The 11,034-nt window shown below is 70.6% G+C and carries 9 protein-coding genes; 5 read left to right on the forward strand and 4 right to left on the reverse strand.

What is annotated here, in order from left to right:
* From NGB36_RS23395 to NGB36_RS23410, 4 genes are all read right to left on the reverse strand, one after another.
* On the reverse strand, positions 1–1,116 hold the full coding sequence (locus tag NGB36_RS23395; protein WP_255922401.1) for an amidohydrolase family protein: 1,116 nt from the start codon (positions 1,114–1,116) through the stop codon (positions 1–3).
* Positions 1,116–2,447 carry a type I glutamate--ammonia ligase gene (locus NGB36_RS23400; RefSeq protein ID WP_255922411.1) on the reverse strand — a complete coding sequence of 444 codons (1,332 nt, stop codon included), beginning with the start codon at positions 2,445–2,447 and terminating at the stop codon, positions 1,116–1,118. The genes NGB36_RS23395 and NGB36_RS23400 overlap by 1 nt, the downstream gene beginning before the upstream one ends.
* A gap of 169 nt (positions 2,448–2,616) precedes the next feature.
* On the reverse strand, positions 2,617–2,979 hold the full coding sequence (locus NGB36_RS23405) for a hypothetical protein (RefSeq protein ID WP_255922402.1): 363 nt from the start codon (positions 2,977–2,979) through the stop codon (positions 2,617–2,619).
* Positions 2,980–3,051: 72 nt separating this feature from the next.
* A complete protein-coding gene (locus NGB36_RS23410) occupies positions 3,052–3,996 on the reverse strand; it encodes a heme o synthase (RefSeq protein ID WP_255922403.1) in 945 nt (314 codons plus the stop codon).
* A 340-nt stretch (positions 3,997–4,336) separates the two neighbouring features.
* Between NGB36_RS23410 and tkt the strand changes: the two genes are divergently transcribed.
* The 5 genes from tkt to pgl are packed head-to-tail and all read left to right on the forward strand — an operon-like array spanning position 4,337 to position 10,963.
* The gene (tkt, locus tag NGB36_RS23415; RefSeq protein WP_255922404.1) at positions 4,337–6,418 is read left to right on the forward strand and encodes a transketolase; all 2,082 of its coding nucleotides are present in this window, start codon (positions 4,337–4,339) and stop codon (positions 6,416–6,418) included.
* 42 nt (positions 6,419–6,460) lie between these two features.
* On the forward strand, positions 6,461–7,579 hold the full coding sequence (gene tal, locus NGB36_RS23420; RefSeq protein WP_255922405.1) for a transaldolase: 1,119 nt from the start codon (positions 6,461–6,463) through the stop codon (positions 7,577–7,579).
* A complete protein-coding gene (gene zwf / locus NGB36_RS23425) occupies positions 7,576–9,111 on the forward strand; it encodes a glucose-6-phosphate dehydrogenase (RefSeq protein WP_255922406.1) in 1,536 nt (511 codons plus the stop codon). Before tal ends, zwf begins: the two co-directional genes overlap by 4 nt.
* On the forward strand, positions 9,108–10,184 hold the full coding sequence (opcA, locus tag NGB36_RS23430; protein ID WP_255922407.1) for a glucose-6-phosphate dehydrogenase assembly protein OpcA: 1,077 nt from the start codon (positions 9,108–9,110) through the stop codon (positions 10,182–10,184). The genes zwf and opcA overlap by 4 nt, the downstream gene beginning before the upstream one ends.
* Positions 10,181–10,963, forward strand: a complete 783-nt coding sequence (gene pgl / locus NGB36_RS23435; protein WP_255922408.1) for a 6-phosphogluconolactonase — start codon at positions 10,181–10,183, stop codon at positions 10,961–10,963. Before opcA ends, pgl begins: the two co-directional genes overlap by 4 nt.
* Positions 10,964–11,034 lie beyond the last annotated feature (71 nt).

An 11,034-nucleotide genomic window follows, 5' to 3' on the forward strand; every position in this document is an offset into this window, starting at 1 on the left:
TCACCCCCCGTCCGGCAGCCGGTAGATCCGGCGGGCGTTGCCGGCCGCGATCATCGAGGCGACGCGCTCCGCGTCGGCCGCCGACCACGCGCCCTCGGCGACCCACTCGTCGAGCAGCCGCCCGAGTGCGTGGGTGAACAGCCGCGCGCCGAGGACGTAGAGCTCGGGCAGCCCGTAGGCGTCGGTGGAGAAGAGCACCTTGCCGAAGGGCGCGAGTTCGAGGAACTCGGCCAGCACCGCGGACGCGCGTGCCCCGGTGTGCGTCAGCGCGAGTCCGACGTCGGTGTGGACGTGCGGGAAGACGTTGGCGAGGTAGGCCGCCTGCCGGTGGTACGGGTAGCCGTGCAGCAGGACGAGTTCGGTGCCGAGTCCGGCGGTCGCCCGTACGAACTCCGTCAGCAGTGCGGGATCTGCCTGGTCCAGGCGCAGATCGGGATCGCCGAACCCGGTGTGCAGTTGCAGCGGCAGCCCGGTGGCGACGGCGCTCCACAACAGGTGGCGCAGCAGGACGGGATCAGTGAGCCGGCCTCCGCTCTCCCGGCCGGCGAGCCACCGTCCGGCGGCGTACCGCACCTCGCCGGGCCCCGGGGGCTCGGGTGCGAGGGCGAGGCCGTGCCGGTAGGCGGCGACGGACTTGAAGGCGATCGCCGTGGCCGCGGCGGAGTGGACGGCCTCGCCGAGGTTGGCGAGCAAGCCCTCGACCGTCCCCGAGGTGTCGGCGACCTGCTCGGCGAGCGATTCCAGGCGCACGATCTCGTGAGCGGTCCCACCCGCCGCCGACGCGAGTTCACCGGGTCCGGTGAGATCGCCGGGCAGACCGGTGTCCACCAGGAAGGTGCCGATGCCGGCGCCCCGCAGCAGCCGCCGGCAGCTCTCGTATGCGCCCAACTCCCGCCGTCTGGCGAGGTAGTGGGCGCTCGGGCAGTGCGCGTCGAGGCCGAGCAGCGGGGGGCACAGGCGCCGTACGGCGAACCCGGTCTGGGTGTCGAAGAAGGTGGTGCCGGGCGCGGCGGGCGCGTTGGACTCGGTCAGGTACGGCTCGAAGGAGCCGAGGCCGAGGTCGCCACGGACGACGCCGTGGCAGTGGTGGTCGACGAGTGGCGGGAGGTCGAGCATCAGTAGCGCCCGCGCGTGGCCGAGGTGATCTCCTCCGGGCCGGCCGCGGCGAATCTCTCGTCCTCCGCCCTGCGGACGGCGAGCACCGCACCGTGCAGCACCTCGCCGAGTGCGTCGCGCAGCATCGCGCTGTGCTCGAACCGGTCGGCGGCTTCGGTGAGCGTGGAGGGCAGCCGTTCCACGGGTGGGCTCTGGCCGGCCGGGTCGCCCTGGACGGGTGCGGGCAGCCGCAGCCCCGCGTCCAGTCCTGCGAGCCCGGCGGCGATGACCGAGCCGACCGTCAGATACGGGTTGGCGGTCGCGTCGAAGCACTTGATCTCGGCGTTGGCGGCGTCCGACTCCCCGGGCGCACCGGTGATGAAACGCACCGCCGCTTCGCGGTTCTCCAGCCCCCAGCAGCGGAACGGCCCTGCCCAGCGGGACGGTTGCAGCCGCAGATATCCCGCGGGTGAGGGCGCTCCGACGGCGAGCAGCGCCGGCAGCGCGTCGAGCACACCGGCGAGGAAGGACTCGCCGGTGTGGGTCATGCCGTGCGGTCCGCTGCCTCCCTGGTACAGGTTCACCCCCTCGCGGGCGAGGCTCAGGTGGAGATGGCAGCCGTTGCCGACCTGGCCCGCCACCACGCTCGGCGCGAAGACGGCCTGCAGGCCATGGCGTGCGCTCACCGCGCGGATCGTCTCGCGGACGAGGACGAGGTCGTCGGCGGCGCGGACGGGATCGCCTGCGGCCGTGGAGACCTCGAACTGCCCCGGGGAGTACTCCGGATGGATCTGGAGGACCGACAACTCCTCGGCGCGCAGGGCCTGCACGATGTCGCGCAGGTAGTCGGAGGCTTCGACGACGCGGGTCATGCCGTAGGCGGGGCCGCGGTACTCGGCGTCGAGTCCGCCGTCCGGGCCCGGACGCATCACGACCCACTCGGTCTCGAACCCCATCCGCAGCTCCAGGCCGCGTTCCGCGGCACGGGCCGCCATGCGGCGGGCGAACTGCCGCTGACAGGCCGGGTGCGGTTCGCCTTGCTGCGTAAGGCGGTCGACGGGCGCCCAGGCCCAGCCGGGCTGGGCGGCAAGTGGCGTGATCCGGTCGAGGTCGGGGAAGAGCCGCAGGTCGCCGTCGGGGCCCGCGATATGCGGGGAGGCGGTGATGGCGTCGTCGAAGGTGAAGACGTCGAAAACGGGCGACATGCCGACGCCGTGGGTGGCGGCATGCGGCAGCCGGTCGGTGGGCACCGCCTTGACGCGAGTGATTCCGGCGTTGTCGACCCAGGCCAGGGCGATGACATGGATGCCGTCGGCACCGAGCCTTGCCGCTTCCTGGCGGGCGAGCGCCACGTCTTCCCGTCCCGCGCTCCGCGGACGGCCTCGGCCCTCCGCCGGCCTCCCCCTGCCCGGCGGGAAGACCCCCTCCGCCTGCTCGCGTGCGCCGCTCACCAGTGCCTCCTCGCGCCGCCGGACGAGACCTTCCGCGGTCCCTCAACAGTCCTAACGGGCAAGGACGCTGTCAGGTGTTGGCCGGTCCGCCAAGCTGGATTCCCGCCATCCGCGTCCACTCGTACGGGCCGGTGCGGACCTTGGCCGCGATCTCGCCGCCGAACTCGTCGTGGACGGTGATCCCGGCGAGTTCGACGGCGCGGCGCGCGGTCTCGTAGGTGGGCGCCACCAGGTCGCCCCACTCGCCGTTCTCGCCCACCAGGACGATGCGGGTGCCGATCTCCCCTATGTAGGCGATCTGGCCCTCCGCGCTGCCGCCGTGCGAGCGGGCGAAGGCGTCGATCTGCTTGGCGAGCCGCCGCGCGCGGCGCTCGGTGCGGGCGTCGTGCGCCTCAGGAGCGGCGGCGGATTCGTCAACCGTGGTCTGTCCCATGGACCGAATGCTACCCGCGAGTAGCAAATGACGGAAGCCGCACCAGCGGCATCGGCGGCATCAGCGTCAGCGTCAGCGGAGGAAGGGATCCACGGCCACCGCGACGAACAGCAGCGTCGCGTAGGTGATCGACCAGTGGAAGAGCCGCATCTCCTTGAGCTTGGAGCCCGTCACTCCGGCCTTGGCACGCCCGTACAGCGCGTGCGCCTCCTTCAGCCAGAACCCGCCGAGCACCGCCGCAGCCGCCGGGTAGAGCCAGCCGGTCGCGCCCAGCGGCCACCACAGGGTCAGTGACACCAGCACCATCACCCAGCTGTAGACGACGATCTGCTTGGCGACGGCCAGATTGCCGGCCACGACCGGCAGCATGGGCACACCCACGCGCTCGTAGTCGTCCTTGACCTTCATCGACAGCGGCCAGTAGTGCGGCGGCGTCCAGAAGAAGAGGACGAGGAAGAGGACCAAAGGCGCCCAGCCCAGGTCGTTACGGACAGCCGACCATCCGATGAACACTTGCATGCACCCGGCGATACCGCCCCACACGATGTTCTGCGCGGTGCGACGCTTGAGGCCCATCGTGTAGACGAAGACGTAGTAGAGGATGGCCGCCAGCGACAGCGCCGCCGAGAGCGGGTTGACCAGGAGTGCGAACCACACGGTGGAGACGGCCGAGAGCGCGATGCCGAAGACCAGGCACTCGCGCGGCGAGACCATGCCGGTGACGAGCGGCCGCTGCTCGGTGCGGTGCATGAGCGCGTCGATGTCCCGGTCGATGTACATGTTCAGCGCGTTGGCGCCCCCCGCGGACATGTATCCGCCGAGCATCGTCGCAACCACCAGCCACAGGTTCGGGACGCCGCCGGCGGCCAGGAACATCACCGGGACGGTGGTGATCAGCAGCAGTTCGATGATGCGCGGTTTGGTCAGCGCCACGAACGCCTTGACACGGGCCCCGAACGGCCGGTGCGGGGGGCTCGTCCCGACGACCCCGGAAGGTCGGGTTTCGACGGCCGTCACGAACACCTCTGTGGGAGGGAGAAAGTCCAGCAAGACCCTCCCAGTTGTGAACACTGGGTAAGTCCTTGCGCGTACCACGCCACTGTAGACGTTGCACCTGGCCGCCCCGCCGCCGGGGGCACCCCGTGTTGGTGCACGCTGCTCAGGCCGGGATGGGAGTATGTACCGGGAATGAACAAACCCGTCGGACCGTTGCACGAGAGGCCGACAGAGCCCCTCCCCCTACCGGGGTAGGCTCAAAGCGACATCAGCCGCTGTCGCGGCGGGGGCCGGTCCGCAGTCGATCGACCGGCATCACATACACGTGTGTGAGACATGTGGAGAGGAGCCCTGACTCAGGGTGAGCACGCAGCCGACCACCACAGACGACCTCCAGTGGACCGATCTGGACAAGCGCGCAGTCGACACCGCCCGGGTCCTGGCCATGGATTCCGTTCAGAAGGTCGGCAACGGCCATCCTGGCACGGCCATGAGCCTGGCGCCCGCGGCCTACCTGCTCTTCCAGAAGCTGATGCGGCACGACCCGGCCGACCCGGACTGGACCGGACGCGACCGCTTCGTCCTCTCCCCCGGGCACACCAGCCTCACCCTCTACATCCAGCTGTTCCTGTCGGGGTACGGACTCGAACTTGACGATCTGAAGTCCTTCCGCACCTGGGGCAGCCGCACCCCCGGCCACCCCGAACACGGCCACACCGTCGGCGTGGAGACCACGACCGGCCCGCTCGGCCAGGGCATCGCCAACGCCGTGGGCATGGCCATGGCCGCCCGGTACGAGCGCGGCCTGTTCGACCCCGAGGCGCCTGCCGGCGAGTCGGTCTTCGACCACACGATCTGGGCGATCGTCTCCGACGGCGACCTGGAGGAGGGCATCTCCGCCGAGGCGTCCTCGCTCGCCGGCCACCAGAAGCTCGGCAACCTGATCGCGCTCTACGACGACAACCACATCTCGATCGAGGGCGACACCGAGACCGCGTTCAGCGAGGACGTGCTGAAGCGGTACGAGGCCTACGGCTGGCACGTCCAGCGCATCGAGCAGTCCCCGGACGGGGACTTCGACGTACACGCCCTGTACGCGGCGCTGAAGACCGCGCAGGCCGAGACCGAGCGCCCGTCGATCATCGCCGCGCGTACGATCATCGCCTGGCCCGCCCCGAACGCGCAGAACACCGAGGCCGCGCACGGCTCGGCGCTGGGTGCGGCCGAGGTCGCCGCCACCAAGAAGGTGCTGGGCTTCGACCCCGAGCAGCACTTCGAGGTCGAGGACGCGGTGCTGGCACACGCCCGCGAGGTCGCCGACCGCGGCCGCGCCGCGCACGCCGAGTGGGACAAGCACTTCCAGGAGTGGCGCACCGCCAACCCGCAGCGCGCCGCCGAGTTCGACCGCATTGCCGAGGGCGAGCTGCCCGACGGCTGGGAGAAGGCGCTTCCGGTCTTCGAGGCCGGCAAGGACGTGGCGACCCGCAAGGCCTCCGGTGAGGTGCTGAAGGCGCTCGGCGCGGTGATGCCCGAGCTGTGGGGCGGCTCCGCCGACCTCGCGGGCTCCAACAACACCACCATCGACAAGAACTCCTCCTTCCTGCCGGAGGGCAACCCGCTGCCTTCAGGCTCGCCGTACGGCCGCACGATCCACTTCGGCATCCGCGAGCACGCCATGGGCTCGACGATGAACGGCATCGCGCTGCACGGCAACACCCGTGTCTACGGCGGCACCTTCCTCGTCTTCTCCGACTACATGCGCCCCGCCGTCCGGCTCGCCGCGCTGATGAAGCTGCCCGTCACCTACGTGTGGACGCACGACTCCATCGGCCTGGGCGAGGACGGCCCGACCCACCAGCCGGTCGAACACCTCGCCGCGCTGCGCGCCATCCCGGGCCTGAACGTCGTCCGTCCCGCCGACGCCAACGAGACCGCGGTCGCCTGGCGGGAGATCCTGCGCCGCCATGCCGACAAGCCGGCGCCGCACGGCCTGGCCCTCACCCGGCAGAACGTCCCGACCTACGAGCCGAATCATGACGCGGCCAAGGGTGGGTATGTGCTGTTCGAGGCCGAGGGCGGCCAGCCGCAGGTGATCATCGTTGCCACCGGCTCCGAGGTTCAGCTGGCCGTCGCGGCCCGGGAGGAGCTGCAGGCCGACGGCATCCCCACCCGTGTGGTCTCGATGCCGTGCATCGAGTGGTTCGAGGAGCAGGACCAGGCCTACCGCGATCACGTCCTGCCGCCGAACGTCAAGGCGCGCGTCGCCGTCGAGGCCGGTGTCGGCCTGACCTGGCACCGCTTCGTCGGGGACAGCGGCCGGATCGTCTCGCTCGAGCACTTCGGCGCCTCCGCCGACTACAAGGTGCTCTACCGCGAGTTCGGCCTCACCCCCGAGGCCGTGGCCGCCGCCGCACGCGACTCCATCGCCGCGGCGTCCCGGTGACCCGCTGACGCCCATACCGACTCCGAGGAGATGCAACTACTCATGACCGACGCACTCAAGCGCCTCTCCGACGAAGGCGTCGCGATCTGGCTCGACGACCTGAGCAGGCGCCGGATCACCTCCGGCAACCTTGCGGAACTCATCGACGAGAGCCATGTCGTCGGCGTCACCACCAACCCGACGATCTTCCAGAAGGCGATCTCCGGTGGCGACGGGTACGAGCAGCAGCTCGCCGACCTGGCCGCCCGCAAGCTGACCGTCGAAGAAGCGCTGCGCATGATCACCACGGCCGACGTGCGCGACGCCGCCGACATCCTGCGCCCCGTCTTCGACGCCACCGACGGCCAGGACGGCCGGGTCTCCATCGAGGTGGATCCGCGCCTGGCCCACAACACCACCGCCACGATCGCCGAAGCGAAGCAGCTGGCGTGGCTGGTGGACCGGCCGAACACCTTCATCAAGATCCCGGCGACCAAGGCGGGCCTGCCGGCCATCTCCGAGGTGATCGGCAAGGGCATCAGCGTCAACGTCACGCTGATCTTCTCGCTGGAGCGCTACCGCGCCGTCATGGACGCGTACATGACCGGCCTGGAGAAGGCCAAGGCGGCCGGTCTCGACCTGTCGAAGATCCGCTCCGTCGCGTCGTTCTTCGTCTCCCGCGTGGACACCGAGGTCGACAAGCGCCTCGACAAGATCGGCGGCGACGAGGCCAAGGCCCTGCGCGGCAAGGCTGCGGTGGCCAACGCCCGCCTCGCCTACCAGGCATACGAGCAGGTCTTCGCCTCCGACCGCTGGGCGGAGCTCGAGAGGGCGGGTGCGCACAAGCAGCGCCCGCTGTGGGCCTCGACCGGCGTCAAGGACCCGGCCTACCCCGACACGCTCTACGTCACCGAGCTGGTCGCCCCCAACACCGTGAACACCATGCCGGAGGCGACCCTGCAGGCGACCGGTGACCACGGCGAGATCACCGGTGACACCATCCACGGCACCTACGAGCAGGCCAAGGCCGAGCTCGATGCACTGGCCGCAGTGGGCATCTCGTACGACGATGTGGTTCAGGTGCTGGAGGACGAGGGCGTGGAGAAGTTCGCGACCTCGTGGAACGACCTGCTCCAGTCCACCGAGGCGGAGCTGAAGCGCCTCGCTCCCACGGAGGCATGACAGAAGTGACCACAAGCAGCAATCCGCTGCGTGACGCCCTGGACCGGCGGCTCCCGCGCATCGCGGGGCCGTCCGGCCTGGTCATTTTCGGCGTCACGGGCGACCTGTCGCGCAAGAAGCTGATGCCTGCGATTTACGACCTCGCCAACCGCGGGTTGCTGCCCCCGGGCTTTTCGCTCGTCGGCTTCGCACGCCGCGACTGGGAGCACGAGGACTTCGCGCAGGTCGTACACGACGCGGTGAAGGAACACGCGCGGACCCCGTTCCGCGAGGAGGTCTGGGCGCAGCTCGCCGAGGGCTTCCGGTTCGTCCCCGGTGACTTCGGCGACGATGCGGCGTTCGAGACCCTCAGGACCACCATCGAGGACCTGGACAAGGCGCGCGGTACCGGCGGCAACTTCGCCTTCTACCTCTCCGTGCCGCCGAAGTTCTTCCCGCTCGTCGTAGAGCAGCTGAAGAAGCACGGGCTCTCCGAGGGCCCGAGCGACTCCTGGCGCCGCGCGGTCATCGAGAAGCCCTTCGGCCACGACCTGAAGAGCGCGGAAGAGCTCAACCAGGTCGTCCACAAGGTCTTCTCCCCCGACCAGGTCTTCCGGATCGACCACTACCTGGGCAAGGAGACCGTCCAGAACATCCTGGCGCTGCGCTTCGCCAACACCATGTTCGAGCCGTTGTGGAACCGCTCGTACGTCGACCACGTGCAGATCACCATGGCCGAGGACATCGGCATCGGCGGCCGGGCCGGCTACTACGACGGCATCGGCGCCGCCCGTGACGTCATCCAGAACCACCTGCTGCAGCTGCTGGCGCTCACCGCGATGGAGGAGCCCGGCTCCTTCCACCCCAAGGCGCTGGTGACCGAGAAGCTCAAGGTTCTGGCCGCGGTCCAGCTGCCGGACGACCTGGGCGCCCACACCGTGCGCGGCCAGTACGCGCACGCGTGGCAGGGCGGCGAGGAGGTGCTGGGCTACCTCGAGGAGGAGGGCATCAGTCCCGACTCGAAGACCGACACCTACGCCGCGGTCAGACTGACGATCAACAACCGCCGCTGGGCCGGGGTGCCGTTCTACCTGCGCACCGGCAAGCGGCTGGGACGACGGGTCACCGAGATCGCAGTGGTCTTCAAGCGCGCCCCTTATCTGCCGTTCGAGTCCGGCGCCACCGAGGAGCTCGGGGAGAACGCCCTGGTCATCCGGGTACAGCCGGACGAAGGCGTCACGGTGCGGTTCGGTTCGAAGGTACCGGGCACCTCGATGGAGGTCCGGGACGTATCGATGGACTTCGCTTACGGCGAGTCCTTCACCGAGTCCAGCCCCGAGGCGTACGAGCGCCTCATCCTCGACGTCCTGCTCGGCGACGCCAACCTCTTCCCGCGCCACCAGGAGGTCGAACTCTCCTGGAACATCCTCGACCCGATCGAGGAGTACTGGGCGAGCAACGGCAAGCCGGCCGAGTACGCGGCCGGGACCTGGGGCCCGGTAGAGGCGGACGAGATGCTCGCACGAGACGGTAGGAGCTGGCGCCGGCCATGAAGATCGACCTGACGGAGACCACCTCGTCCCGCATCAACTCCGCCCTCATCGAGGGCCGGCGCGCCATAGGCGCCCCGGCGATCGGCATGGTGCTCACCCTCGTCATCGTCACCGACGAGGGCAGCGCCTACGACGCCATGCGCGCCGCGAGCGATGCCTCCCGCGAGCACCCCTCCCGGATCCTCGCCGTCATCAAGCGGCCCGGCCGCACCCCGCGCGACCGCGCCAGGACCCGGCTCGACGCCGAGGTGCTGGTCGGCTCGGACTCCAGCGCGGGCGAGACGGTACTGCTCCGGCTCCACGGCGAGCTGGTCAACCACGCCGAGTCGGTGGTGCTGCCGCTGCTGCTGCCGGACGCCCCCGTGGTCGTCTGGTGGCCGGCCGACGCCCCCGACAACCCCGCCCAGCACCCGCTCGGCCGGCTCGGGCAGCGCAGGATCACGGACGCATCGGCCGCCGAGGACCCGGTCGCGGCGCTCGGCCTGCGGGCCGCCTCGTACACCCCGGGCGACACCGACCTGGCCTGGACCCGCATAACCCCGTGGCGCTCCATGCTCGCGGCCGCGCTCGACCAGAAGCACTCGAAGATCAGCAGTGCCGTGGTCGAGGGCGAGGCGTACAACCCGAGCGCCGAGCTGCTCGCCATGTGGCTTGCGGACCGGCTGGACGTCCCGGTGGAACGCACCGTCTCGGACGGGCCCGGGCTCACCGCGGTGCGGCTCACCACCGCCGACGGCGTGATCTGCCTGGACCGGGCGGACGGTGCGCTCGCCGAGCTGGCCATGCCCGGCCAGCCGGACCGGCATGTGGCGCTGAAGCGACGGGAGACTTCGGAGCTGATCGCCGAGGAGCTGCGGCGTCTGGACCCGGACGAGATCTACAGGTCGGCGGTGCAGTTCGGCGTCGAACGCATCATGACGGGCGAGCGGGCCAAGGCGGCGAAGCCGGAGCAACGGCCCGAGCCGGAGCAGGAGCAGGAGTCCGGGCAGCAGCAGGATCAGCCCCGGCAGGATCCGGCATCGGCGGCGGCGCCCAAGCCGGCCCGGAAGCGCACGGCGGAGAGTAAGAAGTGACAGCACCTCAGGTCGTGGTGCACCGCGACAAGGAGCTGATGGCGAAGGCCGCGGCGGCCCGGCTGATCACCAGGATCGTCGACGCCCAGTCGGCGCGCGGCTCGGCCTCGGTGGTGCTCACCGGCGGGCGCAACGGCAATGCGCTGCTCGCGGCGCTCAACGAGGCGCCCGCGCGCGACGCGGTGGACTGGTCGCGGCTGGATCTGTGGTGGGGCGACGAACGGTTCCTTCCCGAGGGCGACCCGGAGCGCAACGTCACACAGGCCCGCGAGGCGCTGCTCGACGCCGTGCCGCTCGACCCGTCCAGGGTGCACGCCATGCCTGCCTACGACGGTCCGTACGGCGGTGACGCCGACGCGGCGGCCGAGGGGTATGCGGCCGAGCTCGCCAAGGCGGCGGGGCCCCAGGACCACGGTCCGGTGCCGACGTTCGATGTGCTGCTGCTCGGCGTCGGCCCGGACACCCATGTCGCCTCTCTCTTCCCCGAGCACCCGGGCGTACGGGAGACGGAGCGGACCGTCGTGGGCGTGCACGGCGCGCCGAAGCCGCCGCCCACCCGCATTTCGCTCACCCTCCCCGCGATCCGGGCGGCGCGTGAGGTGTGGCTGCTGGCGGCGGGCGAGGACAAGGCGAACGCGGTCGCCATCGCCCTGTCGGGCGCGGGTGAGATCCAGGCCCCTGCGGCCGGGGCCTACGGCCGCAGCCGCACCCTGTGGCTGCTGGACCGCGCGGCCGCAGCGCAGCTGCCCAAACAGCTGTATCCGCCGGCCTCGGCCTGAAAAGACGCCTGAGAAGACAGCTGAGGGGTGGGGGGGCGGGGGCCCCAAACCCACAAAACATGAGAACAAGG

It is taken from the genome of Streptomyces humicola (assembly GCF_024436035.1).
Lineage (GTDB): Bacteria > Actinomycetota > Actinomycetes > Streptomycetales > Streptomycetaceae > Streptantibioticus_B > Streptantibioticus_B humicola.

What these genes read in the sequence shown, in the direction of transcription:
- tal (WP_255922405.1), top strand. Translation starts at nt 6,461, where the DNA reads ATGACCGACGCACTCAAGCGCCTCTCCGACGAAGGCGTCGCGATCTGG.
- NGB36_RS23405 (WP_255922402.1), bottom strand. Translation starts at nt 2,979, where the DNA reads ATGGGACAGACCACGGTTGACGAATCCGCCGCCGCTCCTGAGGCGCAC.
- zwf (WP_255922406.1), top strand. Translation starts at nt 7,576, where the DNA reads ATGACAGAAGTGACCACAAGCAGCAATCCGCTGCGTGACGCCCTGGAC.
- NGB36_RS23395 (WP_255922401.1), bottom strand. Translation starts at nt 1,116, where the DNA reads ATGCTCGACCTCCCGCCACTCGTCGACCACCACTGCCACGGCGTCGTC.
- opcA (WP_255922407.1), top strand. Translation starts at nt 9,108, where the DNA reads ATGAAGATCGACCTGACGGAGACCACCTCGTCCCGCATCAACTCCGCC.